This window comes from Salibacterium sp. K-3 (assembly GCF_054052005.1).
In genome coordinates, this window is the sequence record NZ_JBSVZE010000001.1 from 2,171,527 (window position 1) to 2,192,302 (window position 20,776).

The 20,776-nt window shown below is 45.8% G+C and carries 19 protein-coding genes and 5 tRNA genes; 6 read left to right on the forward strand and 18 right to left on the reverse strand.

Annotation, left to right across the window (positions count from 1 at the left end; all coding sequences use genetic code 11):
• Nucleotides 1-97 precede the first annotated feature (97 nt).
• The 7 genes from ACW9JV_RS10855 to ACW9JV_RS10885 all read right to left on the reverse strand — a co-directional run bounded on the left by ACW9JV_RS10855 (nucleotide 98) and on the right by ACW9JV_RS10885 (nucleotide 3,652).
• Nucleotides 98-1,129, reverse strand: coding sequence for a tyrosine-type recombinase/integrase (locus tag ACW9JV_RS10855; protein ID WP_457334138.1), 1,032 nt, complete (start codon nucleotides 1,127-1,129; stop codon nucleotides 98-100).
• 247 nt (nucleotides 1,130-1,376) lie between these two features.
• Nucleotides 1,377-1,469, reverse strand: a tRNA-Ser gene (locus ACW9JV_RS10860).
• A 40-nt stretch (nucleotides 1,470-1,509) separates the two neighbouring features.
• Nucleotides 1,510-1,586: transfer RNA gene (locus tag ACW9JV_RS10865), tRNA-Ile, on the reverse strand.
• A gap of 31 nt (nucleotides 1,587-1,617) precedes the next feature.
• A tRNA-His gene (locus ACW9JV_RS10870) sits at nucleotides 1,618-1,693 on the reverse strand.
• A 32-nt stretch (nucleotides 1,694-1,725) separates the two neighbouring features.
• A tRNA-Met gene (locus ACW9JV_RS10875) sits at nucleotides 1,726-1,802 on the reverse strand.
• 3 nt (nucleotides 1,803-1,805) lie between these two features.
• A tRNA-Asn gene (locus ACW9JV_RS10880) sits at nucleotides 1,806-1,880 on the reverse strand.
• 134 nt (nucleotides 1,881-2,014) lie between these two features.
• The gene (locus ACW9JV_RS10885; protein WP_457334140.1) at nucleotides 2,015-3,652 is read right to left on the reverse strand and encodes a Na/Pi cotransporter family protein; all 1,638 of its coding nucleotides are present in this window, start codon (nucleotides 3,650-3,652) and stop codon (nucleotides 2,015-2,017) included.
• A 194-nt stretch (nucleotides 3,653-3,846) separates the two neighbouring features.
• On the opposite strand from ACW9JV_RS10885, the gene ACW9JV_RS10890 reads away from it, so the two are divergent.
• A complete protein-coding gene (locus ACW9JV_RS10890) occupies nucleotides 3,847-4,647 on the forward strand; it encodes a DUF1189 domain-containing protein (RefSeq protein ID WP_457334142.1) in 801 nt (266 codons plus the stop codon).
• Between the two features lie 12 nt (nucleotides 4,648-4,659).
• On the opposite strand, the gene ACW9JV_RS10895 is transcribed toward ACW9JV_RS10890, so the two are convergent.
• Together ACW9JV_RS10895 and ACW9JV_RS10900 are read right to left on the reverse strand one after the other, a co-directional pair.
• Complete coding sequence (locus ACW9JV_RS10895) at nucleotides 4,660-5,310, reverse strand: NfeD family protein (RefSeq protein WP_457334144.1); 651 nt, start codon at nucleotides 5,308-5,310, stop codon at nucleotides 4,660-4,662.
• A gap of 166 nt (nucleotides 5,311-5,476) precedes the next feature.
• On the reverse strand, nucleotides 5,477-6,370 hold the full coding sequence (locus tag ACW9JV_RS10900; RefSeq protein WP_457334146.1) for a DUF1002 domain-containing protein: 894 nt from the start codon (nucleotides 6,368-6,370) through the stop codon (nucleotides 5,477-5,479).
• 108 nt (nucleotides 6,371-6,478) lie between these two features.
• Between ACW9JV_RS10900 and ACW9JV_RS10905 the strand changes: the two genes are divergently transcribed.
• Nucleotides 6,479-6,799: a hypothetical protein gene (locus tag ACW9JV_RS10905; RefSeq protein WP_457334148.1), complete on the forward strand. Its 321-nt coding sequence runs from the start codon at nucleotides 6,479-6,481 to the stop codon at nucleotides 6,797-6,799.
• 130 nt (nucleotides 6,800-6,929) lie between these two features.
• Entirely contained in the window at nucleotides 6,930-8,024 is a 1,095-nt protein-coding gene (ispG, locus tag ACW9JV_RS10910; RefSeq protein WP_457334150.1) for a flavodoxin-dependent (E)-4-hydroxy-3-methylbut-2-enyl-diphosphate synthase, read from the forward strand.
• Between the two features lie 67 nt (nucleotides 8,025-8,091).
• On the opposite strand, the gene ACW9JV_RS10915 is transcribed toward ispG, so the two are convergent.
• The 5 genes from ACW9JV_RS10915 to ACW9JV_RS10935 form a co-directional block, all read right to left on the reverse strand.
• A complete protein-coding gene (locus ACW9JV_RS10915) occupies nucleotides 8,092-8,511 on the reverse strand; it encodes a DUF4190 domain-containing protein (RefSeq protein ID WP_457334152.1) in 420 nt (139 codons plus the stop codon).
• Nucleotides 8,512-8,619: 108 nt separating this feature from the next.
• Nucleotides 8,620-9,048 (reverse strand): Fur family transcriptional regulator, encoded by a 429-nt coding sequence (locus tag ACW9JV_RS10920; protein WP_457334154.1) that lies wholly within the window; start codon nucleotides 9,046-9,048, stop codon nucleotides 8,620-8,622.
• Complete coding sequence (locus ACW9JV_RS10925) at nucleotides 9,045-9,884, reverse strand: metal ABC transporter permease (protein WP_457334156.1); 840 nt, start codon at nucleotides 9,882-9,884, stop codon at nucleotides 9,045-9,047. Before ACW9JV_RS10925 ends, ACW9JV_RS10920 begins: the two co-directional genes overlap by 4 nt.
• A gap of 57 nt (nucleotides 9,885-9,941) precedes the next feature.
• Nucleotides 9,942-10,814, reverse strand: coding sequence for a metal ABC transporter permease (locus tag ACW9JV_RS10930; protein ID WP_457334158.1), 873 nt, complete (start codon nucleotides 10,812-10,814; stop codon nucleotides 9,942-9,944).
• A 2-nt stretch (nucleotides 10,815-10,816) separates the two neighbouring features.
• Entirely contained in the window at nucleotides 10,817-11,587 is a 771-nt protein-coding gene (locus tag ACW9JV_RS10935; RefSeq protein ID WP_457334160.1) for a metal ABC transporter ATP-binding protein, read from the reverse strand.
• A gap of 175 nt (nucleotides 11,588-11,762) precedes the next feature.
• Here ACW9JV_RS10935 and ppx point away from each other — a divergent pair, with 175 nt between their 5' ends.
• Together ppx and ACW9JV_RS10945 are read left to right on the forward strand one after the other, a co-directional pair.
• Nucleotides 11,763-13,334, forward strand: a complete 1,572-nt coding sequence (ppx, locus tag ACW9JV_RS10940) for an exopolyphosphatase (protein ID WP_457334162.1) — start codon at nucleotides 11,763-11,765, stop codon at nucleotides 13,332-13,334.
• 49 nt (nucleotides 13,335-13,383) lie between these two features.
• On the forward strand, nucleotides 13,384-15,495 hold the full coding sequence (locus ACW9JV_RS10945; protein ID WP_457334164.1) for an RNA degradosome polyphosphate kinase: 2,112 nt from the start codon (nucleotides 13,384-13,386) through the stop codon (nucleotides 15,493-15,495).
• A 69-nt stretch (nucleotides 15,496-15,564) separates the two neighbouring features.
• Here the strand turns inward: ACW9JV_RS10945 and ACW9JV_RS10950 are convergent, their stop codons facing one another.
• Together ACW9JV_RS10950 and ACW9JV_RS10955 are read right to left on the reverse strand one after the other, a co-directional pair.
• Complete coding sequence (locus tag ACW9JV_RS10950) at nucleotides 15,565-16,251, reverse strand: lytic transglycosylase domain-containing protein (protein ID WP_457334719.1); 687 nt, start codon at nucleotides 16,249-16,251, stop codon at nucleotides 15,565-15,567.
• A gap of 266 nt (nucleotides 16,252-16,517) precedes the next feature.
• Complete coding sequence (locus tag ACW9JV_RS10955) at nucleotides 16,518-17,894, reverse strand: two-component system sensor histidine kinase NtrB (protein WP_457334166.1); 1,377 nt, start codon at nucleotides 17,892-17,894, stop codon at nucleotides 16,518-16,520.
• 290 nt (nucleotides 17,895-18,184) lie between these two features.
• Here ACW9JV_RS10955 and ACW9JV_RS10960 point away from each other — a divergent pair, with 290 nt between their 5' ends.
• A complete protein-coding gene (locus tag ACW9JV_RS10960; protein ID WP_457334168.1) occupies nucleotides 18,185-18,442 on the forward strand; it encodes a DUF2624 family protein in 258 nt (85 codons plus the stop codon).
• A 59-nt stretch (nucleotides 18,443-18,501) separates the two neighbouring features.
• Here ACW9JV_RS10960 and ACW9JV_RS10965 read toward each other — a convergent pair whose 3' ends face one another.
• Together ACW9JV_RS10965 and ACW9JV_RS10970 are read right to left on the reverse strand one after the other, a co-directional pair.
• Nucleotides 18,502-19,389 (reverse strand): deoxyribonuclease IV, encoded by an 888-nt coding sequence (locus ACW9JV_RS10965; protein ID WP_457334169.1) that lies wholly within the window; start codon nucleotides 19,387-19,389, stop codon nucleotides 18,502-18,504.
• Nucleotides 19,390-19,402: 13 nt separating this feature from the next.
• The gene (locus ACW9JV_RS10970) at nucleotides 19,403-20,692 is read right to left on the reverse strand and encodes a DEAD/DEAH box helicase (RefSeq protein WP_457334171.1); all 1,290 of its coding nucleotides are present in this window, start codon (nucleotides 20,690-20,692) and stop codon (nucleotides 19,403-19,405) included.
• Nucleotides 20,693-20,776 lie beyond the last annotated feature (84 nt).

Below are 20,776 nucleotides of genomic sequence, written 5' to 3' on the forward strand. Positions count from 1 at the left end.
ATTGACATAGCCGATTTTTTGCGATACACTTGTATTACCTTGTGACGAGTGAGTGCCGACGTATATTCCGTATATTCGTGTGGCGCTCGCTTTTTTTTTATTTCAGATAGTCGATTGGGCTGTACTTGTCGTGCTGGCTCATCGCATCGTCATCCGTCATTTGTACATATTTGCGCGTTGTCGATATATCAGCGTGGCCGAGTATCCGTTGTAACGTGAATACGTCCATTCCGTTCAACGAGGCGTACTTCGCAAAACAATGCCGGAGAATGTGCGGTGTGACCGGCTTCTCGATTTCCGCTGCTTTGGCGTACTCTGATAACGCTTTATGCAGCGTTTTTATATCGAGAGGCTCGCCGTAATTAGTGATGAAAACGTAATCCGTCTCGAAACTGTCCTGTACTTCTTCCGTAAGCTGTTCAAGTAACGCGGCGGTCTTAACGGATAACGGCAGCACACGACTTTTCCGGTTTTTGTTATGAGACGCCGGCAGTATAATCCGCCTCGCCCGGACGTCGATGTCTTGCGCGTTCAACGAGCAAAGTTCACCGATCCGGATGCCGGTGTCGAGCATGAGAACAATCGCAATATAATTGCGGAACGGCGCGAAATACTGCTGATCGGGAACGGCCAGCAACCGCCGTATTTCGTCTTTATCTAACGGCTGGATCATGTCCTGTTCCGTTTTCATAATTTCGAGATTTTTCGCCGGATTCTCGTCGATGACGCCTTCTTTATGCAGCGTGTTGAATATCGCTTTTAAAATCCGTATCCGTATATTGACAGTAACCGGCGACAGCCCGGATCGTTCCGTCTTAAAACGTTCCTGGAACGGATGCCCGGCGTAATACTCCTTCTCGTAGAGACACCAGTACGCATAGTCCCGGAGGACGTCAATGTCGATGCGCTCAATGGATAGACCTTCGCCGTAGTGGTCGGCCAGCCAATCGAGGAAATACCGCGTGTGTACCTCGTAGTCGTCCAATGTGCGGCGTTTTAAGTTCTTCGCCTGCTTGACCTTGATGACGAAACGAAACGCGCTCTCGACGTTCTGTGACGCCTTCCCACGCAATACCGGTTTACGTTGGTTTAAAACCTTGCGGCCGGCTCGTTTGTTTCTTCGAGACATAAAAAAGCCCCCTACTTTCGCGTAGAGGGCGTACGTTATCGTATATGTATTTCGGTAAGTAATCGCTGGAAAGGATTTCCGTTCGTATCGAACGAATTGTGCGGAATTGCTACCCGGTGGAAAAATCGGGGTGAACGGTTAATACCGGTTAAATAAGGTAAACCGTCTAGCAAAATTCGGCCATATCCCGTTATTGCTTAACGTTAAGGCATCCGGTTAAACCTCGGCATATCAACGTTTTTTAAAATGGCGGAGGAAGAGGGATTCGAACCCTCGCGGGCCGTGAAGCCCCTAACGGTTTTCGAGACCGTCCCCTTCAGCCGGACTTGGGTATTCCTCCAACTAAAACCAGCTGTCCATGCGGGTTTTTATGAAACAGGTGGTGGACCCTGTAGGACTCGAACCTACGACCAAACGGTTATGAGCCGTTTGCTCTGACCAACTGAGCTAAGGGTCCATTGACTGATGCCTGAATGAAGAATAAAAAATGGGGCGGTTGATGGGGATCGAACCCACGAATGCCGGAGCCACAATCCGGTGCGTTAACCACTTCGCCACAACCGCCGTTTGAAGCATGAACGTCTTATGAATAGAATTGGTAGCGGCGGAGGGAATCGAACCCCCGACCTCACGGGTATGAACCGTACGCTCTAGCCAGCTGAGCTACACCGCCTCATGGCTCCACAGGCAGGATTCGAACCTGCGACCGATCGGTTAACAGCCGATAGCTCTACCACTGAGCTACTGTGGAATATAATGATGGAAAGCCCGGTCACTTTCAACGACAATAATGATCTTATCACGATGCCCCACCCGAGTCAAGGCTGAGTTTTAACCATTTTTTCAGGATGAGAAAGCCCGGCCGAGAAGGCCGGACTCGCTTATTTATGACTCTTCCTGTTCTTCAAGCACTGCTTCCGCGATGTTTACAGAGTGATCTCCGACACGTTCAAGGTTGCTGAGGATATCCACGAATATGATACCGGCTGATCCGGAGCATTTTCCTTCATTCAGCCGCAGGATATGCTTTTTGCGGAGTTTGCGCTCCAGTTTATCAATTTCCTCTTCCTGTTTCATTACTTCCCGTGCCTCGGCAGGGTCGTCATTTTCGAGTGTGCTGATAGAATTCTGCAGTGTCTTAATGGTGAGATTAAACATTTCATCCAGGTCTTTATATGCTTCTTCGGATAACGTGACTTTATTGGTCACCTGATAGTCCACCAGTTCAACAAGGTTTTCCATGTGATCTCCGATCCGCTCAATATCCCGGACCGTATCCATTAACAATGAATGCATTCTCGAGTTTTCATCCGATAATGAGCGTTCTGAAACAAGGACAAGATAATTTGTAATGTTTTTGTCAAGATTATTAATCGCTTCTTCAAACTGCACGGTTAACTCCGAATGGCGTTTATGCGTCGTTTTCAGGTAATGCAGCGACTCGCTCAGCCCTTTTTCGGCAAATTCAGCCATACGCAGTGTTTCAGACTTAGCCTGACCCAGTGCAATTCCCGGCGAACGCTCAATGAAACTGGTATCCAGATGCCGGGCTTTGTATTCAATTTCAGTGTCATTTCCAGGGATCAGCTTCGTGACAAGAAGGGCCAAGAGACCAACAAAGGGAAGCTGCAGCAGCGTATTGGAAATATTAAATATCCCGTGTGCAAAAGCCACTGTCATCCGTTCATTCAGATTCAGCCAGTCCTGTATATTTTCCATTAATCCTGTATACGGCACAAGCAGAATAAGAATAATCGTTGTTCCAATCAAATTGAAGATAACGTGCACAAAAGCGGCGCGCTTTGCTGCAACCGAAGCACCGATGGCCGCAAAGACCGCTGTGATCGTAGTACCGATATTGTCTCCGAACAGGACGGGCATTACTGCATCAAGCATAATTGCCCCCTGCTGATACAGTTCCTGAAGCAGTCCGATAGAAGCAGAAGAACTCTGCACCGCCACGGTAAATACGATCCCGATAATAACACCCAGTATTGGATTGTTACTCATGTTGACGGTGAGATTCTGAAAAGATTCCATTCCTTCCAATGGAGCAACGCCGTCTCCCATTAATTTAAGTCCGTAAAAAATACCGCCGAACCCAAAAAGAATCTGGCCGATATTGTTGACTTTTTTATTCTTAAGGAAAAATATCATGACGGTGCCGGCAAACATAATCGGAAGCGCATACGCTTCAATGTCCAGCCCGATAATAAAAGCTGTTGCCGTTGTGCCGATATTGGCGCCCATAATAACGCCGATCGCCTGATGAAGTGTCATAAATCCTGCGTTGACCAGTCCTACTGTCAAGACTGTTGTACCGGAACTGGTCTGAATAAGGATTGTTACAATAATACCTGCAAGCACACCCATCAGCGGATTGCTTGTAAACTTGTCCAGAATCTCCCTTAACCGGTCCCCGGCTGCTTTCTGAAGACCGTCCCCCATAAATTTAATCCCGAACAGAAAGATTCCGAGACCACCTAAAAACGAAAAAATGATAGCCTGAATATCAAGTTCCAATCCTATTCATCCCTTCAATAAATGTAAATTAAAATCCCCTTTTATCGACAAACCTCCTGCATTGTACTTTAAATTTTCATCTATGTCATTTAGTTTTTGTAAAGATTTTATTAAGATTTGTGAAGGCTGACGTAACATTTCTTTTTAGAATGCACCGACTGCGGTAAAATTAGACGGGTGGAAAGGAGTTTCTTATGAATATCATTCAAACGTTTTTAAAAAGCCTGTATTCGCCGGGATATATAGGACGGTTCCGTTTCAAGGGAATTGGCAGGACCATTGGTTTTGTATTTTTTTTGATGCTCGCTGCCAGTATCCCTTCCGCCATCACCCTTACTTCTTCCGTGATCGGAGGAATAAACCAGATCGAGACCGCTCTCACCCATGAAGAAATGCCGGCTTTTTCCATCAGCGGGGGGGAAATTGTGTCGCAGGGGGAACCTTATGTCGATACCACAGATGAGCAGAAAAGGCGGATCGTTTTTGATGCAGAAGGACGATTTTCTGCTGACGAAATGGAATCTCTAAAAGAACAGCATAACGTTACTGCATTTCTGGAGGAAGAATTTGTACTGAACGCCGGAGGCGAGCAGCGCTCGTTTTCTTACGACCTAGCCGGTGGTTTTACCATTTCAAAAAGTGAATTGGCATCCTTAATCGATGGGGCAGGCGGTCTCCTTTTTCTCTTTATTCCAGCTGCAGTTCTGTTAATGTATTTATTCACGACAGCTTTAAAATTTATCGGCATATGCACACTCTCGGTTTACGGGCTGCTCATTCGGAAACAATCCCCACTCCCACTGTCCTACCGCCAGATCTGGATTATGTGCGCATACGCTGTCACCATGCCGACCATCCTTTTTACTATCATTCATATTATGCCTGGACAGTTTCCAGACTATCTGCAGAATATGATGTACTGGTTTACCGCGTTTGTATGGCTCGCCGTCATTTACCGAAAGCTTCCTGTGCCGAAAAAAAAGAGACAGCAATGAGAAAATTCATTCTCATTCGCTGCCTCCGGCTTTTTCATCCTGACGGCGCACCAATATTTTTGTACCGTCCACAGCTGCCACCGTCACCGCTTCATCAGCTTCGAGCCATTGATCTCCACTCGTGGCGCTGTAATGCCGGCCTTCAACAATAATGGTTCCGGTCGGCCGGAATGGGGTCAGTGTTTTAGCTGGTTTTCCTTCCAGTTCTTTAAAAGACTCGTTCATGGAATTGTAGCCCTGGTCACTTCCCAGCTGGTCTTTCAACATCATCTTCGACCAGAGGTTCCGGCTTGCAAATACCTTCAGAAAAAGACCGGAAGCAAACAGACCGGCAATGTAGCCGAACACCACGAGGACACCATACGTGACAGTCGGAGTCGGGACAGCCAGCCCCAGTCCCATCAAAAGTGCTCCGAAGAGAGCGATCGTACCGTCACTGATGACTTTACCATCCAGAATGATTAATGCTACACCGAGAAGATACAGAATAATAATCCACATATTCCCGCCGGCATCAATATGAAACGTGAAAAAAAGGCTCATAAACGCGATGCCGAGCACCGCAAATAACCCTTTCGCTTTAACAAGCATTTCCCCCATTAAAAAAAGCGTTCCCAAAAAAACCACGAGAAACCCAATACTGGGAAATTGAAGCCATTCCATATTCATCAGCTCCTTTTTCGAGCGGAAAAATTCAATCAGCAGAAACATCGATGATCTGCTGTACGTTTTCTCCAGTTAAACCGTTTCATTTCTATTTTACCTTTTTCGCTCGAATTTTTCACTCATAAAAACACCGCCTTCACCAAAAGGCGGTGTTCACATAGTATCAAGCTGTGTCTTCCCCGTTTTCAAACCAGCCACGGAGGGAATCAATCAGTTCATTGACGAAATCAAGGAAATTGGAAATAAAGGACTGCGTGTCCTCTCTGTTGAGGAATTCATCCAGATTATTCCTGATATCTGTGATCTGATTCTGCACCTGATCCCAGTCTATATTTAAGTTCTGCATCCGCTCAAACAGAGACACAAGGCCGTTCATTTCCTCTTCCGACAGCTCCACCCCGAGATCCCCTGCAATTCGTTCAATGAGATTTCGGAGGTCTTCTTCGGTTTCAATGTTCTGATTGCTGATTTCTTCTTTGATACGGGTTATCAATTCGGTAGCTTCCTGCGTGCCAATACTTTCCCCAAGCTCCGAGGTTTTTACCATTTCTTCGTTGGCAACTTTTTTCTGTTCCTCGGAAATATCATTGCCGGTCTGGGTTTCATACGCTTTCAGCAGCCCTGTTAAGCCTGCAGTACCGGAAACGGGGATCGGAGCGGTAACATAAACATCCGCATCTTCCACCCCGGCCGTAACAAGCGCATTGGCATACATTCCTTCACTTACCTGGTTAATGTTGTTTGTCTCTACACTGATTCCTTCCCCTTCTGCTGCCATCGTAATTTTCGAGGATGACAGGGCATTGGTTCCTATCTCATCACCGAGATACTCTCCCAGATACTCATACTCCTCTTCATTCGAAACTGTAATGATTTCCACATCTTCCGCGACCTGCATTTCGTCCAGCAGGTTGGTGCGCTGCTCTTCACTCAAGTCCTCCCCGAGGGTGACAATAACGTCCCCCTCCGCCGCATCCGCCGTCACCGACATCATCGGTGCCAGTGCCAGCGTCAGGGTACCTGCTGCCGACAGAAACAACGTTTTGATTTTGTTCATGTATCTTTCTCCTCCAGTCTTGTTCATTCATTTTTTGTTCTGAATATTATTCCTTATGCATATCATTACACTACATCATATTATCGTCCAGCCGGGAGGCATGTACCAGTGAAAAAAACGCTTTTCTTGTTTTTATTCATATTACTCTCCATTTCTGTTTATTATGATCTGACAGAAGGGATTCTCGACGATACCGGAGATGGCGGGACGGCTCCTTCTGAAGTATTAGACGACGCACGTTCTGTCGAAGTTACAGTAGAATCCGGACAAACCGTGCTGTCGATTATCGAAAAACTTCATGAAGGACCGGTGCCTGTAACCATTGATAAAATCACCAGCGATTTTCAACGCTTAAACGACGGGACGGACCCGGGAAACATTCAAGTGGACAAACCCTACCGCTTTCCCATCTACACCCGGGAACGGTAAATTCTTTTTTAAGCGCCTTCGCTTGCCAAATCAAGCCATACGTTGATACAATAAGCATTGATTCAAACTGGAAAGCATAGACCGTACCAAAATACGCCATACAATTAAGATAAAAGGGGCGAATGGATTCATGAGCCAAATCACCCACCGCACACAAACAAGACAGGTGAAAGTTGGGAACCTCGTTATTGGAGGCAACGATCAAGTTGTCGTTCAAAGCATGACGACCACAAAAACAGACGATATTGAATCCACAGTTAATGAAATTCACCGTCTGGAAGAAGCGGGGTGCCAGGTCGTCCGGGTAGCCTGCCCGGATATGCCTGCAGCAGATGCAATCCCGGAAATCAAGAAACGGATTAACATTCCCCTCGTCGTGGATATTCATTTTGATTACCGGATGGCGTTAAAGGCGATCGAAGGCGGCGCAGACAAAATCCGGATTAACCCCGGCAACATCGGAACCCGTGAAAAAGTTGAAGAAGTCGTAAAAGCTGCAAAAGCAAAACAGATACCGATCCGGATCGGTGTAAATGCCGGTTCCCTGGAGCGCCATATCCTGGAGAAATACGGCTATCCTACCGCGGACGGCATGGTAGAAAGCGCTCTTCATCATATAAAAATCCTGGAAGAACTGGATTTTTACGATATAGTCGTTTCCATGAAAGCGTCCGATGTTCACTTAGCTATTGAAGCTTATGAAAAAGCAGCTAAGGCCTTCTCCTATCCACTCCACCTCGGCATTACCGAATCCGGTACACAATTTGCCGGTTCCGTAAAAAGTTCAGCCGGGCTGGGTGCGATCTTGAGTAAAGGCATCGGCAGTACCCTGCGTATATCACTCAGTGCCGATCCGGTCGAAGAAGTGAAAGTAGGCCGCGAACTATTGAAGACGTTCGGTCTTGCTTCCAACGCGGCAACGTTAATTTCCTGCCCGACCTGCGGCCGTATCGAAATTGATTTGATCAGCATTGCAAACGAAGTGGAAGAATATATCTCTACCATCAAAGCGCCGGTGAAAGTAGCCGTGCTCGGCTGCGCAGTGAACGGGCCCGGAGAAGCAAGAGAAGCCGACATCGGTATCGCCGGCGCTAAAGGAGAGGGACTCCTGTTCCGTCACGGCGAAATTATCCGTAAGGTGCCGGAAGAAACAATGGTCGATGAACTGAAAAAAGAGGTCGACAAAATTGCCGAAGAACACTACGCCCAGGAAGCACAGGTATAAACAAAAAGCTGTTCCGATTTAAATCGGAACAGCTTTTTTGATGATCGGCCCTTTTTGTTCTCTTTCATTAAAAAAACGGAGCAAACAGGACGGTGACTGCGATGGAAAAAGCACCAATTCCGACAGCCCACCAACCTAATGCCGCCGCATTCCTTCTGATGGCAAAAATACCGAGTATGATGCCTGCTCCTCCTGTTACAGCCGGGAGAAAAAACAAAGAACAGATGCTGAGGATAAGAGCGGTGACACCAAGCCCTTTTCCAATACTGTTATCAGTAATATCAGCTTCCATCGTCGCGTCCTGCTCCTGTTCCTCCCGTTCCGGTTCGCTTAAATTGGAGCGGCTTCCAATACCCGGAGAAGCTACTTCAGAAGCCGTTTCCATCGTGTATTCATCCTCTGCTATTTCCACATCATCAGGACCTTTTTCTTTACCGCCTGTGTCCATCGCATCGGAATACTGCTGATCCGGACGATCTTCGTCCATGCTGCTGCCCCTCCCTGCTCTTCATAATCAGCTCTTTTAGAACAATGATAAGAAAGAGCAGTCTTAGTATGCCCGGACGAAGGAAGGTCACTCTGCCAAAATCCAGCATTACACGACGCCGGCTGTGCTGCAGGCTTCACAATACCCGTAAATTTCAAATTTATGACCGGTTACCTGGAATTCTTCATCTCCATTATTTCCAAGCCAATCCATTGGACAGGCATGAATCTGTTTCGTTTTCCCGCAGTCAAGGCAGATCAAATGGTGGTGATGGAGATTGGTAGAACAGCGGAAACGGAAACGTTTCTCTCCTTCCAGTTCCGTTACTTCCAGAATATCCAATTCCTCAAACAGGGAAAGGTTTCGGTATACCGTGTCAAAGCTCACATTGGGATAATTATGCTGAAGAGCATTAAGAACTTCTTTAGCGGAGAGATAGCGTTTCTCTTCAGCGAATACGGAAAGAAGCTGTTCCCGTTTACCGGTAAATTTATACCCTTTTTCTTTCAGATGCAACAGCGCCTGATCTACATTCATAAACGATTCCTCCTGCTGAATAAACGTCCCGAAATTGACTTCCATGCAAGCACAGTCCCGAGTAACAGGGAAGCAGAGACAACAATGGCACCGCCGGTGGCGAGATTAAGGTGATACGAGCCGTATACACCGATAATCACAGCGGCTTCACCGATCGCAATACTCCATAACACAAGTGCCCTGAAACTTGATGCAAGTTGCAGCGATGCTGCTGCAGGAAGCGAAATCAATGCGCCGACAAGCAGAATACCCACTACTTTCATCGACATCGAAATCACCAATGCTGTTAAAAACGAAAACAGAAAGTTAACGCTCTTCACCGCAATACCGGATACTGAAGCTCCTTCCTGGTCAAATGAAACAAAAACAAGCTCCTTAAAAAAAATGCCGAACAACAGAGAAGCAGCGAAAAAAGTAATCAAAATGAAAACGAGATCCCCTTCTCCTACTGATACCACACTACCGAATAAATAATCATACCATTCATTTTGTCCGGAAGCGGACATACTCATGAAAACAGCACTTAACCCGATACCTGCCGATAAAATAATTGGTGCGGCCAGTTCCTGAAACGATGAATACTCCTGTCTCAGTTTTTCAATGAAAAGCGAACCGGCAAGAGAAAAAGAAAATCCCGTGTAAAGCGGATGCACAGGAATATGATCGATCGTTCCACCAATAAGCACGCCTGCGGAAATCCCCGTCAAGGTGACATGCGACAGCGCCTCAGAAATGATCGAAGAACGCCGTACCGCCAGCAGCGTACCTAACAGCGGCGCCGTTAATCCTATACAGAGTGCTGCCAGGATGCCTCGTTCCAAAAATGTTAGTTCCATGATATCCTCACATCTTCATTATCATTATTTTATAAGAAAAGTCGTTATATTTGCAACTTATTCCACTGCTGTTTCCCTTTCGCTTCCAGGATACCGTAAAGGTCTTCCCGCGGCTTTTCGGTAAGTCATGGAAAGAACAAGCAGCACCAGAGCAGCCATGACAATCATGCCTCCGGAAGAAACATCCAGATAAAAAGCAGAAATCATGCCTGCGAATACCGCAGTTTCACCGGCAATAACTGAAAACAGAAACATCTGCCGGAAGCTTTTTGCCAGCTGCAGCGCTGCCGCCACCGGAAGAGTCATTAACGACGAAACGAGCAGTATACCGACCAGCCGCATCGAAGTGGCAATAACAAGAGCCGTCAGAATAATAAACAGGACATTCATACCTTTTACCGGTATACCGCTGACACGGGCCTGGTTTTCATCAAATGCAATAAATAACAGCTGTCGGTAAAACAGAGCCAGCACTGCCGCAACCAGGACAGTAATCCCCGCAACAGCAGCAAGATCTTCTCTCGTAACAGCAATAATGCTGCCAAATAAGTACTGAAACAAATCCTGGTTGAATCCATCTGCCAGTGAAATAAATATAACCCCAAGACCGATACCGGTTGATAAAATGACCGGTACGGCAAGTTCCTGGTAGGCGCTGTACACAGAACGCAGCTTTTCAATCAAAAGCGATCCGCCTACCGCAAAACCCATTCCCATATAAATCGGATTCAGCCCCTGTAATACAGAAACAGACTGGGCAAGAAATAAGTGGAATGCAATTCCTGTAAGAGTAATATGAGATAAGGCATCCGTAATAAGAGCAAGACGCCGGACAACAATAAAAACGCCCAGCACAGGAGCAGCAAATCCTATAAGTATTCCGGTAAAAAACGCATTCTGCAGAAAATCATAGGTAAAAAATGCTTCCATCGTCAATCGTGCCCCCCATGCTGGTGGGTCAGCACCTCGATATGGTCCCCGTACATCGAAGTAAGATCGCTTTTTTCAAAATCATTCGAAGAACCATGAAAGTGCAGCGTCTGCTGCAGACATGCCACATGGCTTACATACCTTGTCATGACACCAACATCGTGGGTTACCAAGAGAAGTGTCAAATGCTGTTCCTTGTTTAAACGGGACAGCAGTTGATAGAAACGTTCCACGGTGGCGGCATCCACACCGACTGTCGGTTCATCAAGAATCAATACCTCCGGTTCACTAACCAATGCCCTCGCAATAAACACTCTCTGCTGCTGCCCTCCGGATAATTCACCGATATTACGGTGTTTATACTCCAACATCCCGACCTGCTCCAGTGTATCATCAATTTTTTTCCTGTGATCCCGGTTTAAAAAGCGGAATAATCCGATTTTTGAAAAGAGACCCATCGAAACGGCTTCATATACAGTTGCCGGAAAACCGGTATTGATCGAAGCAGCTTTCTGGGAAACATATCCGATTTTTTCCCACTTCCTGAACTTCGAGGGCGGCTGCTGAAACAGCGAAACGGATCCTGAATCAGGCTGCATCAGACCGAGCATGATTTTAATTAATGTCGATTTCCCGGACCCGTTCGGGCCGACAAGTCCTAAAAATTCGCCTTTTTTCACCGTTAAATAAATATCTGTTAAAATCGTCTGCTTCCCTCTTTGAAGCGATATATTGCTCATATCAATAATGGTTTCTACACGCCCGTCGTTCACCACGGGACATCCCCCGTTCCTTTATCGTAATGATTACGATTTATACGTTTTTGAGTATACAAGAAGCCTCTTTTGTTGTAAACCATTCTGCCCTCTTCGAACTTGTTCTTTTGCCCCGCACCGTTTATCATAAAATTACAATGATTTTGACAACAGGGAGAGAGGTCAGTTCAACATGCCAACGAAAGAAAAAGTAGCTGTTATTGATATTGGATCCAACTCGATACGGCTTGTTATTAACGAGCTGGACGAAAAAAAAGGTACCAGGGAACTTCATAACCTGAAATTGGTGGCACGGCTGAACAATCATATTGACAGAGGGAACAGACTTACTGATGAAGGAATCCATGTCCTGAAAGATTCCCTATGTCAATTTAAAGAAGTTTTGGACCATCACGAAGTGGATCACGTCAAAGCAGTGGCCACAGCTGCCGTTCGTAATGCCGTCAATCAACAGGATATACTCGATGTTGTTCAAAATGAAACTTCCTTGGATATCAGGGTCTTATCCGAAGAAGAGGAAGCCTATTACGGTTATCTCGCAGTCGTTAATTCCACTTCTGTTGCAGACGGGATATCGATCGACATCGGCGGCGGCAGCAGCGAAATTACTTTATTCAGAAACAAGTCCCTGATTCACGCCCACAGTTTTCCATTCGGCGCCTTAACGTTGAAGAAAAAATTCTTTCCCGACCGTGAACCACAGAAAGAGGATCTCAAAAGTCTTTCCGATTTTCTCCGGGAACAATTCAACTCTCTTCCCTGGCTCCAGGAAGCCTCACGTCTTCCTGTGGTTGGTATAGGCGGTAGTGCCAGAAATATGGCTCTCGTCCATCAGGCCCAGAACAGTTACCCGCTTTCCGGCCTTCATCAATATGAAATGTCTCCGGCTGATGTTACACAAGTCATGCAGCGATTTGAAAAAGCCAGTCTGAAAGAACGGGAAAATATAGAAGGCCTTTCCAAAGACCGCGCGGACGTTATCATCCCGGCCGTCCGGATTATTCACGAACTCGCTTCCTATCTGCAGTCCGACTACTTTATGATGAGCAGCAAAGGACTCCGCGAAGGTTTGTTCTTCGAAGAAGTACTTCGCGAACATTCGATGGAATGCCTCCCGGAAGTGGCCGAAGAAAGTTTTTTTCAACTTAGCCGGGAATTTGAAATGAATGAAAAATACGTGCAGGAAGTCGGCAGTCTCGCCCGTCAGCTTTATACGCAGCTGGAAAGCTCTATTCCGGAAACGTTAAAATCGGAGGATAATATTTCACTTCTGAAAAAGAGTGCCCGTGTGCTTTATATCGGGGAATTTATCAACGATGAGACAAGCAGCCAGCATACGTTTTATGTACTGACCAACCGTTCCATTGACGGGATTTTTCACTCGGAAAGACTGGCCATGGCGTTTATTGCTTCCTTTAAATCAAAGTCATGGATGAAACAACTCTCTCCTCCCTTTCAGGACTACGTATCCAAAAAGGAATTCAAGCGTTATGAACTGCTTGGAAGCATATTGAAATTAGCCTATGCTCTCGACCGGACTAAGCGGCAGGTGGTACGTGAGGTTTCAGCGGTGCAAAGTGGTAAAACCATTGACCTGTACATAGGATGCAGGGAGGATGTCCGCAGTTATTTCGAAGAAATGAAAAGTCAGAAATACAAAAAACATCTTGAGAAAATTATGAAACGAAAAATTACACTGCATTTTCTTCCTTTACATGAGCTTAACAAAACTTTTACGTTTTAATGTTACGATGAACTCGTAATGATGTGCTGTAAGGATAGGTGAACTAGCGATGACAACGGACGAACAGTTTGAACCGGATTTGAATAATCCCGAGTACTACAATAACCGCGAACTGAGCTGGCTTGCTTTTAACGAGAGAGTGCTGGAAGAAGCGCTGGATGAAACCAACCCGCTTCTGGAACGATTGAAATTTTCGGCTATTTTCAGCTCCAACCTTGATGAATTCTTCATGGTACGGGTGGCCGGGTTGAAAGATCAAGTGGATGCCGGATACAACAAACCCGAAAATAAAGCAGGAATGACACCGAAACAGCAGCTGAAAAAGATCACCGAAAAAACACGGGAATTAATCCACCTGCAGGACAATTTTTTCACGGAAACGTTAATGGCTCTCTTGCATCAGGAACATATTGAATTTTTGACGATGGAAGAATTAAGCACCGGACAGCTGAGTTATATCCGGAACTATTTTCAGGAATATATTTTTCCTGTGCTCACGCCGATGGCAGTGGATGCGTACCGGCCGTTCCCGATTCTATTGAATAAATCGATCAACCTGGCCGTGATGCTTCAGGAATCCAATCAGGTGCAGCAGGAACAAGTTGCCATCGTTCAGGTACCTTCTGTATTGAATCGTTTTATTGAAATGCCCGGCACTTTCCCTAACCGTAAACAGTTCATCATGCTCGAACAGGTGATCAGCGAGTTTATTGGAGAACTGTTCGTCGGATACAAAGTCATCTCCGTATCGCCGTTCCGGATTACCCGGAACGCAGATCTCACCATTCACGAAGAAGGAGCCCGCGATCTCCTTTTAGAAATCGAAAAAGAATTGAAAAAACGAAAGTGGGGAGCTGCCGTCCGGTTTGAATATCAAATCGGCTTAATGGATGAACGAATGTTGAATTACCTGACCGAAGAACTGGAAATCCATCCAAACGATGTTTACCGGTTGAAGGGGCCGCTTGATCTGACATTTCTATTCCATCTGTACAGTCAGCTGGCACAGGAGTGGGAGCATCTTGTTTATGAGACACTGATTCCCCAGCCTCCCGAAGATCTGCTCGGGGAAACCGACATTTTTCATACACTGAAACATAAGGATATTCTCCTTCATCACCCTTATGAATCCTTTCAGCCGGTTATTGACTTTATTACCGCTGCAGCGGAAGATCCCGATGTTCTTGCGATCAAACAGACCCTCTACCGGGTCAGCGGGGAGTCCCCGATTGTTCATGCGCTCACAGAAGCAGCAGAAAACGGAAAACAGGTGACGGTTCTCGTAGAACTTAAAGCACGATTTGACGAAGAAAACAATATTCACTGGGCCAAACAGCTTGAAAAAGCGGGAGTTCATGTCATTTACGGGATAACAGGGCTGAAAACCCACAGCAAAATCACGCTCGTCGTCAGACAGTACCGCGGCCGCATAGAACGTTTTGTTCATTTGGGGACCGGCAATTACAATGATTCCACCGCGAAATTGTACACGGACATGGGATGGCTGACCTCCAGGGAAGACGTCGGGGAAGATGCTACAAACTTTTTTAACTACCTCAGCGGGTACCGGAGTAAGCCGGAATGGAATCATATTTCCACTTCCCCGGTGGAAATCCGGGAGGAACTGCTTCGCTTGATGGACGAAGAGATTGCCTTTCATGAAAAAAACGGGGGCGGCCGCATCATTGCCAAAATGAATTCTCTCACCGATAAACCGATTATTTTGAAGCTGTACGAGGCCTCCCGTGCCGGTGTAACCATTGATCTGATCGTTCGCGGCATCTGCTGCCTCCGCCCCGGTATAACCGGCATTAGTGAAAACATCAGTGTCCGCAGTATTGTCGGCAGATTTCTTGAACACAGCCGCATTTTTTATTTTCACCATAACGGGCATGAGTCTTATTTTCTTTCGTCTGCAGACTGGATGACACGGAACATGGAAAAACGGATCGAAATCATGTTCCCGGTACTCGATGACATATTAAAGGAGCGGCTGAAAACGATGCTCGACATTATCTTGAATGATAATCAAAAAGCCAGGGTGCAGGATTCCGGAGGAAAATACCGCTATGTAACACGGTCCGCAGACGACAAGCCCGTAAACAGCCAGCTTACCCTGTTTGAACACGCAGCCCGGTTTATTGATCATCAGGATGAATAGTAACAATAGAATATTTAAACAAAAAATCGTCCGGCAGCCTGGATACGGCCGCTGGACGATTTTTACGCGTTATTCTTCTTCCTGCCTGTCTATTCTTTTCTGCTGCACTGCCGCTTTCTCCTGAATTTCTTCGGCATACCAGCTTTCTGCATGTCCGTGCTCTTCTTCATACATTTCCAGTCCTCCTACCCCGCGGTGGTAGGCAGTTAGTGCCTGATTCCAGTTCCCGTACTTGTCGTGCAGGTAATCAAGGTATTCAATAGAAAGCTGAATAGAATAAAAAGGATCAAACAGCATCGAATCGCTGTACGGCAGGCCTGCCATGTCAGCGATCCACGGGCCGGTATTTTTCATAAACTGCGCCATACCGTAAGCATGTCCATATTTTGTCGGCGGTCCCGTTAAATCCGGATTAAAGGTGCCGCCGGTTTCCACCTTCAGTAGTTCATATACAAGGGCGGGACGGATGTCTTTCTTTTCAGCCTGATAAACCATATAAGTGCCCCAATCAATTTGAAAGTCTCCGCCGCTTTCTTCTTTCAATATTTCTGCTGTCTGCCTTGCATCATTCCATTCATGATACCCGGCATCCCATGAAACTTCCTCGGAGTTTTCCAGGAAGTCTGCTTTCTCTTCCAGCGCCTGTGCTTTTTCAAGCTCCTTGCTTTTCCCTTCCAGTTCATTCATGTGGGATTGATTAAACCCAGCCGCCAAGAGAACCACAGGAATCAGAAAGGCTGTCCATTTTATTGTCATGAGTTTCAATACGACTCACCTCCGTTCTATTTAAAGCTCTGTCTAACCAACGATTTACGCAATACCCTTCGGTTATCAAACCGAAACATATTAATGGGATCATAAAATAATCCACGATTCATGTTTTTAACACACCACCAATACACCGTCAAAAAAAACACACCCCTATTTTTAAATATTTTCCATAATAGCCTTTCCGGAGAGAATGCTTGTACTATATATTGTGTCGTAAAAAAGAGCCGTATCTTTTGATACAGCCCCCTTCATTATTCCTTATGATAGAGTGGGAACGACAGATGGATTTTTGTGCCTTCTCCCGCCTCGCTATCAATATGAAACGTACCGTTGTGTTCTTCCATGATTTTCTTGCACAGCGGAATCCCTACACCTGTTCCTTTGTCTTTCGTAGTGAAAAAAGGTTTCCCCAGATTTTCGAGAATATCTTTCGGGATGCCGCGGCCGTTATCTCTCAGTTGAATGATTAAGCATCCGTTCTCTGCAAAACTGTTTAATGAAAATTCGTTTTGTTTCCTTCCTTTCGGAAAAGCATCCATGGAATTTCGAAGCGCATTCAATATAATCTGTTTAAAAGATGACTCGTTGACTTCGATGTATCCTTCCGCCGGTTCAACGTCATACCGAAAATGCACTCCCTGCATCAGACATTCCGACCGCATAATATCAATAACACTTTCAAGCAGATCGTCCGGAAGTTTCATTTCTTTTTTCACTTTTTTACGGGCCACAGACAGAAAATTATCTATAATCTCATTCATTCGTTCCACTTCTGACAGAATCGTATCGGAATATTTGTAAAAACTCTCCGTCAAGGATGACAACTGCAGAAATCCTTTAATGACAGATAACGGATTACGGAGTTCATGCGCAACTCCGGCCGAGAGGTAAGAAACGGATTCCATCTGATCCTGATACGTAAGAAGATGATGGTACTTCTTTTCATACGTAAGATCGTAAATCATAAGTAACACACAATCCGTTTCGGATAAGTATATGCCTTTCAGATAAAGCCACTTTTCAGCCTGCTCATTTTTCACTTCCAGTTCCAGTGTTTTCTGTTTTTCCAGCACTTCTTCAATCAGCCTCGGCACCACATCCAGCCCCGCCGCTCCTTCCAGTAATGTGTAGATACTGTTTCTTACAGGTCCTGTCTCCACCGAAGCACCAGCATTCATATACATCTGAAAAGCTTCATTATACATTTCCATGTTCATGTCCCGATTAATAACAGCACCGGCGTGTTCAAACTGCTGCAGCAGTTCCGATGTTTCGATCGAAAATCTGTTTCCTGCCGGTTTTTGACCGCTCAACAGAATGTAATGCCCCGTCCACATACCATTGTATTGAATGTACTGGTTGTCCGTCTGAAATCGGTGACATATTTTCCCTGTCGCGCATGCTCCCCGGGACTTGATGGTTTCGAGAAAACATTCGGCCTGGTGTTTTCGCTCAGAAGGTACATAATGAAAAAAAGAATCCTGCTCCGCAAAAAACGCGCCGGCTGTTTCATTGACAGATACAATCAAACCTTCTTCTGATAATAGAAGTTCCATCACATCCGATTTAAGTTTCTTGAATTCTTCCTGAAAATCACATATCCCGACAGTTCGCAGCGATTGATACATGTTACCCCTCCTTGATTAAACCAAGCCCAGATCAGCATGTAATCTCTATAAGACTATCATATCATTTTCAACTCTGTTTTCAATTATACTAAAATTTTCAAAAATTACTACATTTTTTGGATTCTTTTTTCGGTACGTTTCTATACTCCCTGCATAGAGATAAAGGGAAGATGGCATTCCGGTCTGTTACAGATTTTGTAGTGTCTGCTTTTCTGACCTCCTGCCTGTCCATGAATGAAAGTAACGGAATGACTTTCTGTATCAGATTTTATGCATAAGGAGCGTGGACTATGAATCCTTTCAAAGAACAGTGGATCAAAGTTAAAATAGCCGAAATGCAGCCGGAAGATCTCCTATATTACGGACGTGTATTCGGTATTCCGATCACATTGGAGGAAGCGTCCCATATCCTCCATGTTGTGCGGAGTTATTCCTGGAGTCTTAATGATAAAGCTTCCCATCAAGTTTTGTTTGATGCAGTTGAAAAAGGGGTTTCCCCGGAAACAATGAAGGGGCTCAAACAGCTTTATTACCAGTACATGGAATAATCAGACACCATTCGGCTTTGAACAAAAAAAGAGCCGTCTTTGAGACAGCTCTGTCTAAATCATGACATCAGTTCTTCTTTCATGTTGTCATTAAATTCTTTTGTGTGCAGCATTTCTATTTCATGCTTGTAAGGGGGCTTCTTATTTTTCTTGTCTGTCCCAACATATGGCGTTTCCAGTATTTTGGGGACATTTTCCATTTCGGAATGGTGAACGATTTCTTTTAACGCTTCAAAACCGATATAACCAAAACCAATGTTCTCATGCCGGTCCTTTGCCGCTCCTCTTTCATTTTTACTGTCATTGACATGAAGTACTTTGAGACGGTCCAGTCCGATTGTTTTGTCAAAATTCGTCAGTACACCGTCAAAATCGTTGATAATATCATATCCGGCATCATGGGTGTGACATGTATCAAAACAGACGGACAATTTATCATTATGGGTCACGCCGTCCATAATGGCAGCCAGTTCTTCAAAGGTGCGCCCGCATTCGGAGCCTTTACCGGCCATGGTTTCCAGAGCAATCTGAACATCCTGTGAAGGGTCAATAACTTCATTCAGTCCTTCAATGATCTTTGTTATCCCCTTATCCGTTCCCTCTCCTACATGAGATCCGGGATGCAGTACAATCTGGCGCGCACCTATTGCTTCAGTCCGCTCCACTTCAGAACGTAAGAAATCCACACCCAGCTGAAAGGTTTCCGGTTTCGTCGTATTGGCGATATTTATAATGTAGGGAGCATGCACCACCACTTCTTCTATGCCGTTTTCTTTCATATGTTTCCTGCCTTCTTCAATGTTCAGATCTTCAATTGCTTTTCTGCGTGTATTCTGCGGTGCTCCGGTATAAATCATCATGGCTGTAGCATTGTAGGATGATGCTTCTTCACTTGAGCCAAGGAGCATTTTTTTTCCGTTCATGGATACGTGGGATCCTATTAACACCGTTATCTCCTCCTTATTTTCTGCGGTTCTTTTTCCCTTTTCCCGGTGACTGCTGCGCCGCTTTCTTTTTATATCCGGGTTTTACCTTTTTAGGCTTCTTCCTTTGGTTTCCGGCAGGTTCCTGGGATCGTCGGTTTTGTCGTTTGTCCTGAATAAGCGGGTTATCCAGCGGCTTGAATTCTTCTTTTTTGAAATCAATAAACCGACACCGGATACCCTGCTCCTGGAGTTTAGCCACCCGGGGATATTCCTTTTGTTCATCAACAAGCGTATATACCTCACCGTCCGCCCCGGCGCGGCCGGTACGGCCGGCCCGGTGTACATAGTAACCGAGTTCTTTCGGCAGGGAATGGTTAATGATATGAGAGACTCCTTCAATATCCATTCCTCTGGCTGCCAGGTCTGTTGCGATCAGATACTGGATATCCAGTTTATCAATGTCCCGCATCACCTGTTTCCGGCGGCGGGGGCTGATATCTCCGTGCAGTGTATCCGCATCTATTCCTTCCATACTCATTCTTTCCGCCATTTCATCAGCTTCTTCTTTCGTGGAAGTAAAAATGATCGCAAAGTAAGGTTGGAGCCTCACCGCCAGCTGTACGGTGACCTCGGTCCGGCTGCGATTTCTCAGCGGAATGAAGTAGTGATCAATGTCTGCCGGCGATGCTTCTTCGGGGCGTACATGTACATGCCGCGGGTTGTCCATATATTTGCGCAGAAACGGCTGCAGCTGTTCGGGAATCGTCGCTGAAAACACCAACATCTGCAAATCGTCGGGCATTTTAGCCGCCACCGGATCAATCTCTTCGATAAAACCCATGTCCAGCATCTGATCTGCTTCATCTACGACAAGCATTTCCGCCCTGCTCACATCGACAATACCGTTGTCTGTCATGTCTTTCAGACGGCCCGGTGTTGCTGTCACGATATGGGGCGGCTTCTGAAATTTTTCTACCGTTTTCTGCCGGTCGGTTCCGCCGATAAGGGATTTGGCTGTAATATGTTGTCCGCTGCCGTGCTGCAACAGTTTCTGCAGTTCCTGGTGGATCTGCGAGGCAAGTTCCCTTGTAGGGGCTGTAATCACAGCCTGCACATGCTGTTTATCCGGATCAATCCGCGTGGCAATCGGCAGCAGAAAAGCCAGTGTCTTTCCCGTTCCGGTCTGGGACTGTCCAATCACATCCCGTTTATTCAAAACAGCCGGTATCAGTCTTTCCTGAATATCAGCCGGCTGATGGATATCCTGTTCCTCCAGAGCCTCCAGTAAAAAAGGAGGAAGATCAAACCTCTGAAAACCTTTCATGTCTACCCGCCTTCCCTGATAAAACAAAAGTAAAAGTAACCTTGTTTCTGCACAACAGTTTCAATGCTCTCATATTTTATCATA